The 17497-nt window shown below is 45.7% G+C and carries 11 protein-coding genes, 1 tRNA gene and 1 pseudogene; 8 read left to right on the top strand and 5 right to left on the bottom strand.

The annotated features are described in order from the left end of the window. Window positions 1-507: pseudogene (locus tag SAPGRDRAFT_RS11835) on the bottom strand (hypothetical protein); the annotation flags it as partial. A gap of 303 nt (window positions 508-810) precedes the next feature. Between SAPGRDRAFT_RS11835 and SAPGRDRAFT_RS11825 the strand changes: the two are divergent. Continuing rightward, window positions 811-2427 (top strand): M48 family metalloprotease, encoded by a 1617-nt coding sequence (locus tag SAPGRDRAFT_RS11825; RefSeq protein WP_002659472.1) that lies wholly within the window; start codon window positions 811-813, stop codon window positions 2425-2427. Window position 2428: 1 nt separating this feature from the next. Here the strand turns inward: SAPGRDRAFT_RS11825 and SAPGRDRAFT_RS11820 are convergent, their stop codons facing one another. After that, window positions 2429-3355 (bottom strand): hydrogen peroxide-inducible genes activator, encoded by a 927-nt coding sequence (locus SAPGRDRAFT_RS11820; protein WP_002659471.1) that lies wholly within the window; start codon window positions 3353-3355, stop codon window positions 2429-2431. 259 nt (window positions 3356-3614) lie between these two features. On the opposite strand from SAPGRDRAFT_RS11820, the gene SAPGRDRAFT_RS11815 reads away from it, so the two are divergent. From SAPGRDRAFT_RS11815 to SAPGRDRAFT_RS19870, 4 genes are all read left to right on the top strand, one after another. Further along, a complete protein-coding gene (locus tag SAPGRDRAFT_RS11815) occupies window positions 3615-4166 on the top strand; it encodes a peroxiredoxin (RefSeq protein WP_002659470.1) in 552 nt (183 codons plus the stop codon). 79 nt (window positions 4167-4245) lie between these two features. Then, a complete protein-coding gene (locus tag SAPGRDRAFT_RS11810; RefSeq protein ID WP_002659469.1) occupies window positions 4246-4824 on the top strand; it encodes a carboxymuconolactone decarboxylase family protein in 579 nt (192 codons plus the stop codon). Window positions 4825-4957: 133 nt separating this feature from the next. After that, window positions 4958-5031 (top strand) — tRNA-Asp (locus SAPGRDRAFT_RS11805). Between the two features lie 325 nt (window positions 5032-5356). After that, a complete protein-coding gene (locus tag SAPGRDRAFT_RS19870; RefSeq protein ID WP_002659468.1) occupies window positions 5357-7942 on the top strand; it encodes a hypothetical protein in 2586 nt (861 codons plus the stop codon). Window positions 7943-8395: 453 nt separating this feature from the next. Here the strand turns inward: SAPGRDRAFT_RS19870 and SAPGRDRAFT_RS11785 are convergent, their stop codons facing one another. After that, entirely contained in the window at window positions 8396-11626 is a 3231-nt protein-coding gene (locus SAPGRDRAFT_RS11785) for a T9SS type A sorting domain-containing protein (protein WP_002659467.1), read from the bottom strand. 240 nt (window positions 11627-11866) lie between these two features. Here SAPGRDRAFT_RS11785 and SAPGRDRAFT_RS11780 point away from each other — a divergent pair, with 240 nt between their 5' ends. Together SAPGRDRAFT_RS11780 and SAPGRDRAFT_RS11775 are read left to right on the top strand one after the other, a co-directional pair. Continuing rightward, a complete protein-coding gene (locus SAPGRDRAFT_RS11780; protein ID WP_002659466.1) occupies window positions 11867-12274 on the top strand; it encodes a hypothetical protein in 408 nt (135 codons plus the stop codon). 13 nt (window positions 12275-12287) lie between these two features. Further along, window positions 12288-12704 carry a hypothetical protein gene (locus SAPGRDRAFT_RS11775; RefSeq protein WP_002659465.1) on the top strand — a complete coding sequence of 139 codons (417 nt, stop codon included), beginning with the start codon at window positions 12288-12290 and terminating at the stop codon, window positions 12702-12704. 503 nt (window positions 12705-13207) lie between these two features. Here the strand turns inward: SAPGRDRAFT_RS11775 and SAPGRDRAFT_RS11765 are convergent. Together SAPGRDRAFT_RS11765 and SAPGRDRAFT_RS11760 are read right to left on the bottom strand one after the other, a co-directional pair. Further along, window positions 13208-15241 (bottom strand): OmpA family protein, encoded by a 2034-nt coding sequence (locus tag SAPGRDRAFT_RS11765; RefSeq protein ID WP_002659463.1) that lies wholly within the window; start codon window positions 15239-15241, stop codon window positions 13208-13210. 161 nt (window positions 15242-15402) lie between these two features. Beyond that, the gene (locus tag SAPGRDRAFT_RS11760) at window positions 15403-16860 is read right to left on the bottom strand and encodes a S1C family serine protease (protein WP_002659462.1); all 1458 of its coding nucleotides are present in this window, start codon (window positions 16858-16860) and stop codon (window positions 15403-15405) included. A 338-nt stretch (window positions 16861-17198) separates the two neighbouring features. Between SAPGRDRAFT_RS11760 and SAPGRDRAFT_RS11755 the strand changes: the two genes are divergently transcribed. After that, on the top strand, window positions 17199-17480 hold the full coding sequence (locus SAPGRDRAFT_RS11755; RefSeq protein WP_002659461.1) for a hypothetical protein: 282 nt from the start codon (window positions 17199-17201) through the stop codon (window positions 17478-17480). The last annotated feature ends 17 nt before the right edge of the window (window positions 17481-17497 follow it).

Genomic DNA, 17497 nt, shown 5'->3' with positions numbered 1-17497 from the left:
CCTTAATATCTGCTGCAATTAGACGGCAAACTTTGAGCTTTTTACCTTCCTTGAATTTGGCGTAAAGATTTTTCAGATAGCTTTTTCTTCCCACTGGTCTTTTTGAATATTCCCTTGCAGCTTTCGTGCTTTTAAAGTAACAGCTTCAGCATTTAGAGCAAACTCTAATAAAAAATCAGTTTTGGGTATATCCTCTTCCTTAAGGGCCAAAAATAGCTGCTCCAAATTGGCCTTATCTGTTTTGAGCTGCGGCTTAAAGGCCTTTAGGCCCGCTTTGGTCTTGAGTAAAGCCGCCTTTAGGCTTGGGCGATCAAGATCCTCTGCCGGAAGTTCCTGATAAAGTGAATGCAGCTCTTGATATTGGGCCAAGGTTTCTTCATAAAGGGCTGTATCTTCTTGATACTGCTGCTGCTTTTTTAGAAAAAGTTGATGATTATCCATTTTTATAGTATTGAATGGGCTAATAAATAACAGGCTGTGAAATAGAAAAATGGCTAATGCTTTCATCGTCTTGTTTTTGTGTTTACACAAAGGTAGTAACTTTTAATTATAAACGCAAAATTAGCTTGAAATTTTTATCCAAAAATGGCCGAAGGCCATTTGGCCTAGCGATGTGCAGCAGTGCGGCGCAGCCGCAGACCAAGGCCGTCAGGCCGCAGGGCCGAGCGAAGAGCGAGCTGCGAAACGTAGCGCCGCAAGGCCGCAGGCCGCAGCGGAGGCCCCAAAACCTCTTTAAAAAAGCGGCAACAAACGTAAAATGGAATTATTTTAGGCCTAACTCTTTCTTTAAAACTGTATAAAGTAGAAAAGATGTATCGGATCCTTATTCTCTTTTTGTTGGCGAGTCATTCGCTTTTGGGGCAGCAGTTTTTGGCCAAGAGCAGTGCCGAGCAGCAGTATGTGGCCCCTATTTATGAGCAATTATTGGCCTCCTTGCATTTGCCGCATCCGCCTAGTTTAAAAATCTGGCGGCAGCGGGCGAGCATGGCTTTTTATCGGGCGGATAGCAATTGGATTGTCTTGGATCAAAAAATGGTTCAGCTTTGTCAGCAGCTGCCTCATGGGCGAGATGCCATGGCTTTTTTGTTGGCGCATGAGCTCAGTCATCATTGGCGGGAGCATGGCAAAAGGCGAACGGCATTTGCGGCCAAGAGCAAGAACTTTCAGCTTTGGCAGCAGCAAGAAGCGCAGGCGGACCAAGAGGGGGCTTTTTGGGCCTATATGGCTGGATTTGATCTCTTGGCCCAAACGCCTTCGGGGCAAAACTGCATTGCTCATTTTATGGAAAAAGCCTATGCGGATTATCAGCTTGCGGCTGATTTGCAGGGCTATTTGCCCTTGCCCCTTAGACAAAAGGCCTATGAGGGGGTCTTGCAACGGACCGAAGAATTGATTCAGGTTTTTGAGGCTGGGCAGCAATGGGCGAGTTTGGGCGGCTATCTTCAGGCGGAGGCTTGTTATCATTATTTGATAGATAGCATGGGGCTTGCGCATAGTCAGATTTTGCATAATATGGCCTTGGTCCAGCTACAATTTACGGCTCAGGCTTATCCCGAAGCGCAGTTTTTTCCCAACCTATTGCACAACAACTGGAAGCGGCCCGAGCGGCTGCGGGGGGCGGGCATTTACCTTGGGAAATCGCCCAAGCAGCGGCTGGCCTTGGCCCTAGATTATTTTAGGCAGGTGGCCAAAAAAGAGAAAATGCCCTTAGTGAGTTATTTGGGCTATGCGCAGGCGCTTTACCTCATTCATCAGGCCGAGCTATTTGAGCTAGAGGCCCAGCCCTTGCAGCGGGCCGAGCAGCTGCTCAAACTAGCCAAAGGGCAGGCCAAGCAGCCCCTAAAGGCCTATATTCAGTTGGCTGAGGCGATCATTTGGAACGCCCGGGGGGAGTCGGAAAAAGCCTTGCTCCAACTCGATAAACTGGCTAAAACAGAGGCCAGAGAAATTCAGCAATTGGCCCAGCTCAACCAGGCCTTAATTCAGAAAGAAGCCCTACCGGAAGAGTTGCTCCTATTGCCCCAGCGGCGTTTATTTAAGAGCCAGCAATGGCCCGCCCAACAATGGATACAGCAATGGCCCTTAGCCGCCGTGGCCAAAAAGCAAAAAAACCTTAGCGAGCAACTTGGGCGGCCCATTTGCCTATACCAAAAAGGGAGTTGGAAACTTTGGTTATGGATGGGGAAAAAGGGAAAAGAAAATATTTGGGTATTGGGTCTACATCAGCAGCGGGGCCAGCAAAGTCGACAAACAGAATTTATGTTGTTGCGACGTTTGGCCAAGGGCTTAGAGCGGCCCAAAGACAGCCCCGAGCTACAATGGCAGCTACTTTCGGAGGGCCTGTTTTTACAGCTGCCCCAGCAGCGGCTCTACTATGAGCTCAAATCGGATAAAACCCTATTATATCAGGGGCAATACTATCCTTAAGCTATTGCCAATCGACCAATTGTCCGCCTTGGAGCTCTTGCATCCGTTTGGGCAGGGCCGCCAAAATTTCCTCCTTCAGAATTTTAATCCAGCGGGGTTTGGCAAAATTATGCAAATGGGCCAGGCTCACCTCTCGCAGTGGTTTGGGAGAAATTGGGCGAAGGCGGGGGGCTTGTTCTGCTCGGCAGGCCAATTCGGGCAAAAGCGTAAAGCCCCCTTCTTGGTCCACTAAACGCTGCAAAGCCTCTAAGGAGCCACTGTCAAAGCTAAAAGGTAGCCGTTGTTCTTCTTGCGGAATCTTACAGAGGTTGATCATTTGGTTGCGGAAACAGTGGTCTTGTCTAAGCAGCCAAAGGCTTCTCCCTTTAAGCTCCTCGGCGGCAACAACTTGCTTTTTAAAAAGAGGGTCTTGCTCATGAATATAGAGTTGAATTTCCTCATAAAAAAGGGGGATGGTATGGATTTTTGCCTGTCGAAAAGGCGTGATTAAAATCCCTAAATCAACCTGGTCTTTTTCTAGGGCTTCGGCCAAGTCTTTAGTAGATAGCTCCAGCACTTCTAGCTTAATTTTGGGATAATTTCGGACAAAATCCCCCACAAACTTAGGCAACAAATAAGGGGCTAGAGTAGGAATAATCCCCAGGCGAAGATGGCCCTGCAACTCATTTTTAAACTCGGCCAATAGTTCATGCAGTCGATCTCGTTCTCGAAGAATAACCCGGCCCTGTTCAATAATTAAGCGGCCCATTTCGGTGGGCACAATAGGTTGGCGGCTGCGGTCAAAGAGGCTAAGTCCCAACTCCTCCTCTGCTTTTTTGATTTGCATACTCAAAGTAGGCTGCGTTACATAGCAGTGCTGAGCCGCGGCCCCAAAATGCCGATGTAAATCTACAGCGACAATATATTCTAGTTGGCTGAGTGTAGGCATAAAAAAGTTTAACTAATTATTGAGTGATTAAGGGTCTTGTAACTAAATTAAATTCTACAAAATAAATGCTTTGGCTTCTTTTGTTCTGAATAGCAAGGCATATAGAGTTTATCTATATTTTTATCAAAAAAATCAATTCGATTTATTTAAACGGCTGACGTACTTTTGTGTTAGCAAGATAAGACGAAAGTCAAGGGTTCGCCTTCTTGTAAAATTAAGCTTTCGTAACTTTTGTTTGACAACTTAAAATAAAACTAGTATGAATCGCCTACTTTCAATCGGCTCTGAGTTTCCTCAATTTAAAAAGCAAGCAGTTGTTTCTCTAGAAAAGGGAAAAGAGTTTGCTGAGCTCGTTAATGACTTCAAAAATGAAGACAACCGCTGGACCGTTATGTTCTGGTGGCCCAAAGATTTCACTTTCGTTTGTCCTACTGAAATTGCTGAGTTCAACAAAGCCTTTGATGAGTTCCGCGATCGTGACACTACCCTAATTGGTGCTTCTACTGACTCTGAGTTTGTTCACTTGGCTTGGAGACATGACCATGAGGACCTACGTGGCTTGCAGTTTCCTATGCTCGCCGATACCTCTAAGTCTTTGGCTGAGGAGCTGGGTGTTTTGGAAGCCAATGAGCGCGTAGCTTACCGTGCTACTTTTATCATTGATCCTGATAACGTGATCCGCTTTGTTAGCGTAAATGGTCTCAATGTAGGCCGTAACGTAGAAGAGGTCATCCGCGTACTCGACGGTTTGCAAACCGATGAGCTTTGCCCCTGTAACTGGAAGAAAGGAGAAGCTACCCTTACTGTCTAATTGACGGTTTAATATATAGATGAGCTGCCTTCTCCTTTTGGGAGAAGCAGCTTTTTTTTTCACTCCAAATTTAACAAAAATGCTATCTAGTACCCTAAATGACTTGTTGGCCGACCTTGGCCTAGCCGAAGATTATAGCAACCCCAGCCTAGAACAATTGATTAAGGGCGAATCTAAATATTTACGCGATTTACGCATGAACCTCAAGGGCTTTCGTCGCTCTAAAGAGCTCAATGCCAAAGAGGTAGCGCTCATCAGCTTGTCCATTGCCAATGCTTTGCACAATACCGTTTTAGAAAAATCTTTTACGGCCCAAGCTAGAGAAAATGAGGCCACAGAAGCCGAAATTGCCGACGCTATTGCTTGTAGCTCTTTGCTAAGTGCCAACAATGTATTTTACCGATTCCGCCACTATATGGGCAAAGATTCTTACGAAACTATGCGTGCAGGCTTGCGGATGAACATCATGATGAACCCCGTTTTGGGCAAAGAGTTTTTTGAGCTCGTTAGCTTGGCCGTTTCTGCCGTAAATGGTTGCGAGGCTTGTGTGAAATCTCATGAAGCTTCTTTGTTGAGCCTTGGCAGCACCGAAGCTCGAGTCTTTGAGTCGGTCCGCCTCTCTGCTGTAATTGCTTCTTTGTCTAGAATCATTTACTAAATAGGCGCCTTTTTGGGCTTATAGGCTTGTTTTTCCCCTTTTTTAGAAAAAAACGGCCTATTTCTAAAAATAAATTTGGAAAGTCCAAAATCCCGTCTTATATTTGTGTCGCACTCAAAAAGAGGGCATCACTGGTCTGGTAGTTCAGTTGGTTAGAATACCTGCCTGTCACGCAGGGGGTCGCGGGTTCGAGTCCCGTCCAGACCGCAAAAAGCACTAACGTAAGTTGGTGCTTTTTTCATTTTAAGCGGGTCTGTAGCATTTTTGCTGCGGGCCCGCTTTTTTTTGTTTCTGCTGCTGTTTTTTGGGGCCTCCACTGCGGCCTGCGGCCTTGCGGCGCTACGCTTTGGGGCTCGCAAGTCTGCTCGGCCCTTCAGGCTACACTTCGTTTCGCCTTCGGTCTGGCCCTGCGGGCCACCCCGCCGCATCGCTAGGCCGAATGGCCTTCGGCCATTTTTGGATAAAAATTTCAAAGCTGTTTTGCGTTTATATGTAAAAGTTACTACTTTTATGTAAACACAAAAACAAAACGATGAAAGCATTAGCCATTTTTCTCTTATCCAGTTTATTTTTTGGTCACCTAAACCTATTACAGATGAAGCAGCGAGAACTTTTTTTGGCAAAGCAGCAGCAGTATCAAGAAGATACAGCCCTTTATGAAGAAACCTTGGCCCAATATCAAGAGCTCTATGCGCTTTATCAGGAGCTTCCTGCAGAGGATCCCGATCGCCCAAGCCTAAAGGCGGCTTTGCTCAAGACCAAAGCGGGCCTAAAGGCCTTTAAGCCGCAGCTCAAAATGGATAAGGCCAATTTGGAGCAGCTATTTTCGGCCCTTAAGGAAGAGGATATTCCCAAAACTGATTTTTTGTTAGAGTTTGCTCTAAATGCTCGAAAAGTTGCTTTAAAAGCACGAAAACTTCAAGGCAATATCCAAAAAGACGAATGGAGGGAAACCTTACACCTTGATGAGCTTTACATTAAATTCAAGGAAGGTAAAAAGCTCAAAGTTTGCCGTCTGATTGCGGCAGATATTAAGGCTTTAGTAGAGCAGGCGGACAACAAGCCCCCCACTGTATTCTTAGAAGAATTGGCCCAGATTTTTGAGCGTTATGATGCGGTAGAAAAGATTAAGAAGTATAGAGCTAAGTCTGGCTTTATTGAGTCTAGCATTGCGCCTTATGTCCTTTCCCCCAACCAACTAGAACCCATTTTGGACCAAGCCCTGGCCAAAGATGACTTTTTGACGGAGGAGGAGTTGGAAGAGAAAAAGAATATAGTCCTTAAAATACAAGAGGAAAAAAATAGCATCAATAGATGGAAGGATGAGGAATATTTAACATGGGATGACAGCATTAACCTTGCAGATTGTTTAGCCCCCAGCTATTTTCCTCAAGTAGTGGCCAATGATTATTATACAGACAAATATGTGAAAGTAGCGACCGTCAAAAATTCTTTACTTCAGTCTTTGGAACGCCTAGAGCAGGAAGGAAGCCTAGAAGAACATAAGGTATTTATTCACTGTGACTTTGATTTCTCCAACTACAGAGTACAGTCCCTTAGAGAAATTTTTAACGCAGTAGGAACTGAGCGACTAGTTCAGTTGAGGTCACAACTTGCCTATCTTGAGAAAAATCCCAATGTAAAAGTGGACTCCCAACAATTGAAGTCTCTTTTAAATGGAATGAGCGCAGATCCCAATGACTTTATTGGACAAATTATGCTGCTAGATATCTCTAAATTAAAGGCTGTTACCTTAAGCCAAATATACACTGCATTAGGCGATGCCATTACTAATTACAGTGCATTAGAAGGCTTAATAACTAATGAATTTCCGAAAAGAAGTATCCAAAATTGGACTTCTTTTGATGCTAAATTTGCCTCCGTTATAGTTTTAGCAACAGTTAAGCCTAGTCCTCTTCAAAAAATCATACAAGCATGGAGCGAGGAGTATAGAGATCTTTTTTCTAATAAGTTAGCCAAATACAAGTATCGCTATTTTTCTAGAAAAACCTTGGAGCGAAACGCCCAAAACAACCTGAAGATATCGGACTTTCCAGAATTGGAGACGCTCTTTCAGCAAACCTTTAAGGAGACTTTAGTAGAAGGGGAAAAACTAAGTTATTCAGAGGTTGCTAGCAGTTGGCAGGCTTTCTTATTAGAACTAGCGATACACAAAGGCATTAACCACTTAGAGCAGCATCAAGCTGCAGTTCAGGCCTTAGAAAAAGCGGGTATTCATGCTTTGGCAGATAGTACTAAGCTAGAGGCTATTTTTCAGCCTATTCCTCTGCCGAAGAAAGAAGCCGAAACGCTCTTTGACTTAGGTAAAAATTCTTTCAAAATTCAATGGATCTTTAATTGGAAAAAAGCTGTAGCCGATATAGTACTACTTGCAGAGCAAGCCGAAGAAGTATTTAATACTATTGAAGACAATGTAACAGATATTATTGCAGAAGGTGTTAAGCGGATAACAGACTGGATCCTTCAATTTGTTCCTGATATGCCAAGCTGGTGGTCTGATGATGATGCGAAAAAGGCTAGAAAAACAACAACTGACAGAAAATCTGTTATTCGACTTTTAAAAGCCAAGTTAATAGAGGCTTTAAAAAGCGTAGCGGCCAAAGAACAGGAGTCAGACATCATGGAGTATACATTTAGTCTCAGCCGCAAAATAACTGAAGGTGGTTCTTTTTCCTATGCAATTACAAACAATAGTAACCCTGTAGTTACTAAGGGAGGAAATAACTACATGACGATAAAAGCATCAGATCTTTTTGCTGAGTATTCTAAGAGTGAAAAAAACCTTAAAATTAAGTTTCTACTTAGAGTAGAAAAAAATTCTTTTCAAACAACAAAAGATCTGTCTATGAGTGCTTTTACAGTTATAACTGCAGGGACCTCAGGTGGCCAGCAGGTTTCTAACGCTTACACAGAACAGCAGATCGAAATAACTGCAAAAATAAAGGAATCCACAAAAGAGGAAATCACAGTAGAGGTTAACACCTCAAAAGATAATTTCAATTGTGTTAATATGGCAGAGGTTGCCTTTGCCACAAGTGTAGATGTAACTCCTCCCAGCCAAACAAAAACAATTAAACTAACGCCTGTTGCCAAATAAATTTTTCACACAAAGCCCCAAACTCCCGTTTGGGGCTTTGCTCTTTCAATAAAAGATAGAGAAGCAATACCACTTCTAAACGGTTTTGCAGGCGGCGAAGCCGCCGCAGGCTATAGCCAGATTTAAACGCACTCACTTTTATAGTTTGCAGCAATTTCCCGCTAGTCGGCCCTATTTTTCTCAGCCATAGCGAAGGCTATGCCCTTAAAAAATAGCTGGCCTAGCAGAAAATTCATAGCAAACTATGGCCAAAGCAGCGCGATTAAATCTGGCTGAGGGATGGACAGCAGTGGCCGAAGGCCAGACCCAGCCGCCGAAGGCGGCGCAGGGCCGAGCAGACCTGCGAGCTGTGAGACAGCCCGACCCGAGCGAAGCGAGTGGGCAGCCCCAAAAAAAGAAAAGGTCCAGCACCGAAGTACTGGACCTTTAAAGGCTTAGCAAAAGCTAATTAAACTATTTGGCCAAAACGAAAGGCAATTGTAGGCGGCCATCCTTACCTTCTAGTTGAAGGATATATTGGCCAGCGGGCAAATCGTTGAGGTTAAAGTCATATTGTTGTTGGATGCTTGCGGTTTGCGTCCAAACTACTTGGCCCAAAGCATTGAAGATGCGAATCTGCTGCTCGCCTTCTAGGGCTTGCTCCAATTGGAGTTGGAACTGACCGTTGTTGGGGTTGGGGAAGAGCTTAATGTTTTGCTCATTCCAAGTGGTGATGCTGGTGCTACAGTCGATTAGACCGATATTGATGCTAGCGCTATTGCTACAAGCAGCTGCCGTAGTATAGCTAATGCTATGGTTGGCATTGATGGGGCTGTTGGCTAGATCGATAGCGCCAGTGTTGGCATCGATAATGAGGCCAGTGCTGCTGCTAAAGCTACCGCCAGCCGTAGTTGTCGTGGGGACAGGGCTAGCCGTTCCGCCGAAGCAGAAAGTAGTAGAATCGTAGGCAAAGCTAGCGTCATCTAGGCCATTGAGCGTAATGTTCACGGTATCCATATCGGGGCAATTCCCTTGAGTAGTATAAGTAACCACATAAGTACCGGCTTGGCTATTGGCTAGGTCGATAGTCCCGCCAAAGCTTTCTAGAGCGATACCAGGCGTAGAGCTAAACAAGCCGTTATTGCTGGCATTGATTTGTGCAATGGGGTTGGTTCCATCTAGGCAGTAGCTGCTCATGGCATAGCTAATATCTGCGGTATCGGCTGCATCAATATTGATGACAAAAGTATCTAGATCGGAACAAGCATTGGGGGTAGTATACACGATAGCGTGAAGACCAGCGCTAGAGTTATCTACATTGACAGCACCAGTAGTAGGATCGAGATCAACTACATTAGAGGGGCTGCTAAAGCTACCGCCTTGGGTAGCTGCGATAGTAGGCGTAACAGTACCTGCACCAAAGCAATAAGTAGCCATAGGATAGCTAATATCTGCGGTGTCGGCATCTGCGATAGCCACAGCAACGGTGTCATAGTCCATACAGCTCATGTTTGGACCAACAGCATAAATAACGTTGTAGGCTCCAATAGTAGAAGAACCGGCAGAAATCTCACCCGTTAGGCTATCAATATTAAGGCCTGCAGTGCTCATATAAGTACCGCCAAGGTCAGCGTTGTTAGTTACAGCAACTTGTCCAGAGTTTTGGCAATAAGATGCAAAAGGATAGCTAATATCAGCAGAGGGACTCTCCGCATTTTGAGTAATATTTAGGATATAAGCCCCAGTATTTGTATTGTAGCCCTCTACCATTACATAAATAGTATCGAGGTAACTAACGGAGGTGCCCAAAATTTCTGAGCGCGTGCCACAGTTATCATCATTGCCCGCAATCTGGCTGATTCCTGCATCATAGATACGGAGATAAGTATCGAAGCTAGAGCCACAAAGTGAGGCATCGATAGTGGTTACACAAGGATCAGTGATAATCACTTGATACCAAACATCAGCAGAAGAGTTGGCGATAAAGTCAGTATAGCAACTAGCGGTACTGCTTGTATCATTAAAAGTAGCCGTAGATACCATAATAGGATCTGTGGGCGTATCTCCATTGACTAGGCAAAGAGTAGTAAAGCTAATCATGCTCCAGGCAGAAGTATCGCCGGGGGCACAAACTTCACGGACATAAGCCTCATAAGTTGTATTATCTGTAAGGCCCGTTTGGCTGCTACTGTTGGTATTGATTACGGCAGTAGTTCCCGTGGGGGTATTACCAGCCATGACCACTTCTACTTGGAAGTTAGCGCCAGTTCCCGTCCAGTTCAAATCAGCAGAAGTAGCTGTAATGTTGCTAGCAGCTAGGCCAGAAACGGACAAACAAGAAGGCAAGTCATCAAAGGCTACATCATCAATTAGAATATCATTTTCAAAAGGACTGCTAGGAGCATCTTCTACTACCGTAAAGCGGGCTTGTACAGGGCCAGTAATCGTAAAGACACTCAAGTCAACCATCACCTCATGCCAGTTTGGAAAATCTTGGCGGATAGTGTCTACGGTGGTCCAGTTGGCCCCATCGTAAATATCAATAATCAAGGTGTTATTTACCCCTGGATCATCTATATTATTAGAGTATACCCAGAAAATAAGACCGGGATTAGTCAAGGCAGTAACATCTACCTGAGGCGTTTCTAGTGTAGATATTTGGCTAGCTCCATTAGGAGAAGAACCATCAATCCAAGCATAATTTCCAGCATTTCCAGTATGGTCGCCAGCATTTGCAGCGGCATAACCAGCAGCCGTGCTATACTTCCAAGCCTCAGAACCGCTTTCGGTCCAGCAGTTAGGGGTAGCAGAACCATCAAAGGTTTCTAAATAAGGAGCGACAAAGACATTACAAGCTGTTGTAAAGCTCAAGGGAGCCGTATAGTTTGCAGTATCACCTACCCCACAAAATGGGCGTACATAGACATCATAGTCCGTAGCAGCCATTAGTCCAGTTAGGTTAAATGGAGTAGTTGTGGCCGATACCATAGTTCCTGCACCTTGAGTAAAGCCCGTAGGACCATACTCTACGATATAAGAGCCTGTAGCAACCGCATTATTGTCTGTCCAATCCAAATCCACAGCAGTAGCCACAACATTAGAAGCAGTCATGTTGCCCGCAGTCAAACAAGTAGGCAAGTTGGCAAAGCTAATGTCATCTAGCAAGATGTCATTGTAAAAGGCATCAGTAGGACAATCTTCCACTACCGTAAAGCGCGCCTGCACATTAGCTGTAATCGTATAAATAGAGAGGTCTACTTTAAACTCCACCCAGTCAATGCTGTCCTGACGGAAAGTATCCACATTATTCCAGTTGGTCCCATCAAAAAAGTCAATGATTAAGGTGTTGTTATCTCCAGGGTTATCGTCATTATCACTAAAAACCCAATAGGTCAAAGTAGGGGTCGTTAGGCCCGAAATATCAACCAAAGGCGTCTCTAATGTAGAAATTTGAGTAGGGCCTGAAGGCGAAGAACCGTCAATCCAGGCGTAGTTCCCGCCATTTCCAGTATGATCTAAGGTACCACTAGCCCCATAACCCGCGCCAGTACTATACTTCCAAGCTTCCGAGCCGCTTTCAGTCCAACAAGTAGGGGTTGTCGTCCCATCAAAGCTCTCCGAGTAGGGAGCTACTTGGGTACACTGCGCCCTCAAGCCAACAAGGCTCAAAAAGAGACAGGCCGCAATTAGCGTATAAATTCTCATAAAGTGTATAATTTTATATGAATGAAAAAAAGGCTTATCCAAACAAATGCTCAAAGCCTGCTATCACTTTGAGGTCCTTACAAATTTAATCTTTTTTAGACAAAAAATTAAGCTTCTGCCCAATTAGCCGAAAACCAAAGTTTTAGCAAAAGCTTAAGTCTTTTTCGGCCAAGTTATTGCAACATTGTTGCATTTATACTTACCTTTGCCCTTATTAACAGTTCTTGAAATCTATTTATCATGAACAAAACTTTATCCCTGCTGCTTCTGCTGGGCCTGTTTTTTTCTTTTTCGGCCTGTAGCAAAGAAGAGGAGGACATCGAAATCACAGAGTTTCAAGTCAGTTTTATTAGCCCCTCGGCCAATGAAACCCTAGCCGACCCCGCCAACGCCAATTTCCAACTAGAGGTCTCCACTCCAGAAAATATCCATGGGGTGCAGGTTTTCCTCTATCTAGATGGAGACAGCAGCTATATCGCCCCTTTTTTACCTTCTAGAACGCCCCGAGATGGCGACCTCCTAGAAATTAACGAGCAAATTGACCTTTCGGCCTTTCCCGCCGGTAGCCAATTTCGCCTAGAGGTAAAGGGCTGCCTAGAACATGGCTGCCCCCAACCCATTATCCAAAGTATTCCTTTTAATATCTAAAATAGCATCAATCATGAAACTTTCTTATTCTTGGCCCCTACTCCTTTTTGTCCTTCTTTTTGGCTTTTCTTCTTGCGAAAAGGAAGAAGATGAGGACGATCACGATCATGCAGAAGTGAGCATCAGCTTCCTTTCTCCTACCAATGAGGGGACTGTGGCCGACCCCAGCCAAACGCATATCCATGTTCAACTTACTTCCGATGAGGACCTACACGATATTTATGTCTATCTCCAAGTGGAGGGCGACAGCAGCTATATCGCTCCCTTTGGCCCCATGACGGTGCATGAGCATGCCACTACCGTAGACATCGAAGAAGATATCGACCTCTCTAGCTATCCCGCCGGTACCGAGTTTCACCTAGAGGTAGAAGCTTGTGAGGACCATGATTGCAGCGAAATAGAAACCCAACATATTCACTTTTCTATCTAGGTTTTAGTCTAGCCTACTTTCTACTAGGACAGCAGCTACTGATGCAGTAGTTGCTGTTTTTTTTGGGGCCTGCCGCCTGCGGCGGCCGGGCCCTTGCCGGGCTCGCAGGTCTGCTCGGCCCTTCAGCCCTTCGGGCTTCGGTCTGGCCTGCGGCCACCCTTTCAGGCCCCTAGGCCAGTCGCTACGCTCCTTTGCGGCGGCTGCGCCGCCTGTCTGCCGCAATTGGACCAATTAAAAAAGCGCTGCTAAACGAAGTTTAGTCAGCGCTAGGGCCGCAAGGCCCTAATCGGCTTAGGGATGGATAGCAGTGGCCCGAAGGGCCAGACCCAGCTTTTTGAGCAAAGCGAAAAAAAGCGCAGGGCCGAGCAGACCTGCGAGCTGCGCCACAGCCCGACCCGACCGAAAACTCATGAGGGTTTTAACCCTCATTTTATATAGCTTCGCAAAGCGATACCGCTTTGCCTTGGGTTTTAACCCGACGGAAGGGGAAGCCCCAAAATCCCTTAATCCAACTCCAATACCTTCAATTCAATTCTTCGATTAAAGGCACGGCCTTCTTCAGTTTCATTGCTGGCCGTAGGATCATTTTCTCCATAGCCTTTGGCCTTCATGCGCTTAGCCGAAATCCCATGCTCTTGGAGGTAATCCACTACGGCCTTTGCCCGATGATTAGAAAGCGTTTGGTTGGCGGCCAAGCTTCCTCGGCTGTCGGTATGTCCCCCAATTTCAATCTTCATTTCTGGATATTGGGCCATCAGGGCCAAGAGGCGGTCCAGTTCTTTTTGGCCCTCTTCCTTAAGATTATACTTATTGGTATCAAAGAAAATATTGTTGAGGCGAATCTTGGCCCCCTTCTGAATGGGGTGCAAATAAAGGTCTACCCGCACTTCTTTATATTCTACGGCCTTGGGCAAATCAATCGATTTACTTTCTGAGAGAAATTTATCCTTTTGGGCCAAAAATCCGTAGTTGGTCCCAGAAGGCAAAACCAAGCTATAGGCCCCCGTCTTGGGGTTGGAGCGGGCAATGCCAGAAGGCCCCTCTTTGCCCAAGCTTTCGTACTGCACCGAGGCGGCCAAAGGCGTGCTGTCTAGGGCGTTAAATACTCGGCCACGGACCAATAATACGGCCTCTGGCCGGGCCGCCTCGGGCAATTGCACCTTCATGATATCGGTTTTGCCCAAAGAGTTTTCACTAGAAGAGAAAAAGGCATATTCGCCAGAAGCAGGCAAAGAGTAGTAGGCGTCAAAATTGGGCGTATTGAGTTTGGGGCCCAAGTTCAGGGGCTCCGACCAATTGGTCCAGCTATCATCTAAACGGCGGCTCATAAACATATCGGCATGTCCATAACCAGGCCGGCCAGAACTGGCAAAATAGAGCGTTTTGCCATCGGCTGCCAAATAGGGAGAAAGCTCTGAAGCGGCAGTATTGAGGACCTTTCCCGTATGCAGGGGGGCGGTCCAGCTGCCATCTTCCTCTCTAAAAGAAACATAAATATCTTTGGCCCCCTCCGTATCGTCTCGCTCGATGGCCAGGACCAAGGTCTTGCCATCATTGGCCAGATTATACTCGCCAAACTTATTGTGGTTATAGTAGTCTTCAATTTCTAAAGCCTCGGGAAAAGACCAGCGGTCGGCCCCCTCCTTATGCGAAAAAGAAAGCCCCTTCTCCGAGCCCCCATCTTTTTTATAGACATTGAGGACCAAGAGGGTTTGGCCATCGGGAGTTACCGAACAAATAGAGTTATTGCGCTCATTATTGATGGGGGCCCCAATATTTTCGGCGGGCAAAAACTGCCCATCTTCGCCCAATTTTGCGCACCAAACATCTTGCTTGCCTTTATCGCCTAGATTATCAGGGTGATTTTGGCGGGTATAATAAAGTAGTTGGCCATCGGGAGAAATCAAGGGGGCCAATTCATCGGTTGGGCTATTGATGTTTGCCCCAAGATTGACCGGATCATCTACCTCATCGGCTCCAGCCACAGTTTGTACCTCTACCCGATAATCTACCTCTTCCTCAGAAATGCCAATGGCATCAATCTGATTGTAGCCGTAAACCATACGGGTATTGAGTTGGAGCTGAATGGCAGAGACCAGAAAATCTGTCTTTTCTTCTAAAACAAATTTGGTCAGTTTGCCCTTGCGGTCTTTATTTTCCTTGCTCAATTTGGGCGTTTGCTCAAAAATCAAGCGAACCTCTCCCCTGCTGCCATAGGCCACAATTTTTTCAATCGCACCAGGATTAAAGGCTTCGGAAACCGTAATCTGTTTTACCTTTTGAGGCCTTTTATAGCCCACTTTAATAAACTCGCCATCTCCATTAGATTTTGACTTGGGCGTCCAAGCACAAGGCGTCCCTTTACAACTTTCGGCAATGACCGAAGGGCTGCCCAAAACTTCCTTGGCCACATACTGCCCTTTGTTTTTGGCCAAGGCCAGTTCAGAGGATTTGTCAAAAACCACAGCCGCCCACTGTATCGATTGGGCCGCCAGGAGATGAGGGAGAAAACAACTGAGGATGATTAAATAACGCATAAAATAATATAAATTTTGTGGAGAATTTGTCCGAAGATAGAAACGCTATACAGAGTTCTGTGCAATTTATACCCCAGAAAGCCAAAAGTTAGTTCCTCTACAAAAAAAGGCCCAGCCTATAAATAGGCTGGGCCAACTATGACAGCTTAAAACTAAGCGGCCTATTTATTAAACAAGTAGCTATAATCGCCACTAAAGTTCTCATAAAAACCATCTAGTTTCACTTCATCCTCGGCCTGAATAATAGCCTGAATAAATTCTGCTTCAGTTTCTACTTTTTCCCCATTTACCGTCTCAATGATAAAGTCGCGGTCCATATTGGTACTTTCCATTAGGCTAGCCGAACGGATTTTCGTCACAATTAGGCCCTTGTCTACATCCAAGCGGCGACGCTCTTTGCTATTAAGCGGGCGAATATCAATGCCCAGCTCTTGCAATACGGTTTCCTCATTTCTAAAACGCTCCGAACGAGGCTTGTCCTCAATGCTATTGCCATTAGAGGCATTCTTGAGCTCCACCTTCGTTTCATAAGATTTTCCATCTCGGAAATAAATGATGGCCACCTCTTGCCCAGGACGGAAAAGCCCCACCTGCTCTTGCAGTTCTGGCGAACTCTTCACCTTTACATTATTTACATGCGTAATAATATCGCCTGACTTTAGGCCGCCTTCTTCGGCTGCACTGCCTGCATTAACCCGGTCCAAATACACCCCATCCAAGGAAGTAAGCGACATTTCTTTGGCCAACTCATTGCTCACATCTCGAATCGTTACGCCCAAAAATCCTCTCTGGACCTCTCCATATTCAATCAGATCTTTGGCCACTTTACGCGCCAAATTGACCGGCACCGCAAAAGAATAGCCCTCATAGCGGCCCGAACGAGTAATAATAGCAGTGTTAATCCCCACCAAACGGCCCTCTGCATCAATCAAAGCGCCACCACTATTCCCCGGATTCACCGCCGCATCGGTCTGAATAAAAGACTCAATAGAATAAGTTCCCTCCAAAATATCAATGTTACGGCCCTTAGCCGACACAATCCCCGCCGTTACCGTAGAGGTCAAGTTAAAGGGATTGCCCACAGCCAATACCCATTCGCCCACCTGCAGCTGATCCGAATTGGCAAAACCCAAAACAGGCAGCTCGCGACCATCCAACTCCTCTTCTTCTACCTTAATCACGGCCAAATCCGTAGAAGGATCGGTCCCAATCACCTTCGCCTTGTATTTTCTACGGTCATTCAAGGTCACCTCTACCTGCCGAGCCCCTTCCACCACATGGTTGTTCGTCAGCATATAGCCATCCTTACTAATAATTACCCCAGAACCCGAAGCCCCAGAGCCAAAATCAAATAACTCCTCATTGCCCCCATTAGACTGAATATGCACCACCGAAGGCCGAGCCAAATTGGCCGCCGCCTTAAAATCCTTGGGCCGATCCGTCAAGGGACTGCCATAAGGGCTATCATTATAATAAGTCGCTTGGTATTTAGGCACAAATTCCCGCACAATCACTTCTTGGCCGGCGGGACGTTCTTTTTCTAGACAGGTTTTATAAACCCCTAAGGTCAATCCCGAACTCAATATCGAAACCGCCAATAGGATAATTCCATTTCTCATAAGCTATATATAGATTAGATGCTGATTTAGAAGATCTGATTTTAAACTTTAAAATCCTAACTGAAGTTCATACTTTTGCAGCTTTGAAGAGAAAAACTGCCAGAAGTTTACTGCATTTGTCTTTTTTTACCTTTTTGGGGCCTCCCTTCACCCTCGAGGGCTCAGGGCGCTACGTTTCGGGGCTCGCTGCTCGCTCGGCCCTTCGCCGCTTTCAGCGGCTCGGTCTGGCCCTGCGGGCCACCCCTACACATCGCTAGGCCATCTGGCCTTCGGCCATTCTTAAAATCTGCTGAAGCCCAAACGACTCCCCTACCCCCATAAAAAACGCCTATTAAGCTATGAGAAAAAAACCAAACCCCTATGAGGGCATGAACCGCAAAGAGCGGAGAGAAGCAGCCTTAGACCAAGTCTTTGGCAAGAACAGAAAAGAATATATGGGCAATATTTGGGGCTGGAAGTTTACCTATTTCGGCCTCGCTTTCCTTTTAGCTGTTTTTGCCTTTGCCGCCTATGGCGTTTGGACGGGTAAAATTGACCTCAAAAAACAACAGTTTGAGGCCACCCCCTCCCGGCATATTGAACAAAATAGCTTGCACCATCAAAAAGATACAGCAAACTAGCTAGGCCTTTCTTTTTT

The organism is Saprospira grandis DSM 2844 (assembly GCF_000275825.1).
GTDB classification, from domain to species: domain Bacteria; phylum Bacteroidota; class Bacteroidia; order Chitinophagales; family Saprospiraceae; genus Saprospira; species Saprospira grandis_A.
This window is presented reverse-complemented; position numbering and strand designations above follow the sequence as displayed.

Coding starts and splice junctions, on each gene's coding strand:
- SAPGRDRAFT_RS11775 (WP_002659465.1), top strand. CDS start 12,288: ATGAAACTTTCTTATTCTTGGCCCCTACTCCTTTTTGTCCTTCTTTTT.
- SAPGRDRAFT_RS11820 (WP_002659471.1), bottom strand. CDS start 3,355: ATGCCTACACTCAGCCAACTAGAATATATTGTCGCTGTAGATTTACAT.
- SAPGRDRAFT_RS11825 (WP_002659472.1), top strand. CDS start 811: ATGTATCGGATCCTTATTCTCTTTTTGTTGGCGAGTCATTCGCTTTTG.
- SAPGRDRAFT_RS11780 (WP_002659466.1), top strand. CDS start 11,867: ATGAACAAAACTTTATCCCTGCTGCTTCTGCTGGGCCTGTTTTTTTCT.
- SAPGRDRAFT_RS11815 (WP_002659470.1), top strand. CDS start 3,615: ATGAATCGCCTACTTTCAATCGGCTCTGAGTTTCCTCAATTTAAAAAG.
- SAPGRDRAFT_RS11785 (WP_002659467.1), bottom strand. CDS start 11,626: ATGAGAATTTATACGCTAATTGCGGCCTGTCTCTTTTTGAGCCTTGTT.
- SAPGRDRAFT_RS11760 (WP_002659462.1), bottom strand. CDS start 16,860: ATGAGAAATGGAATTATCCTATTGGCGGTTTCGATATTGAGTTCGGGA.
- SAPGRDRAFT_RS11810 (WP_002659469.1), top strand. CDS start 4,246: ATGCTATCTAGTACCCTAAATGACTTGTTGGCCGACCTTGGCCTAGCC.
- SAPGRDRAFT_RS19870 (WP_002659468.1), top strand. CDS start 5,357: ATGAAAGCATTAGCCATTTTTCTCTTATCCAGTTTATTTTTTGGTCAC.
- SAPGRDRAFT_RS11765 (WP_002659463.1), bottom strand. CDS start 15,241: ATGCGTTATTTAATCATCCTCAGTTGTTTTCTCCCTCATCTCCTGGCG.
- SAPGRDRAFT_RS11755 (WP_002659461.1), top strand. CDS start 17,199: ATGAGAAAAAAACCAAACCCCTATGAGGGCATGAACCGCAAAGAGCGG.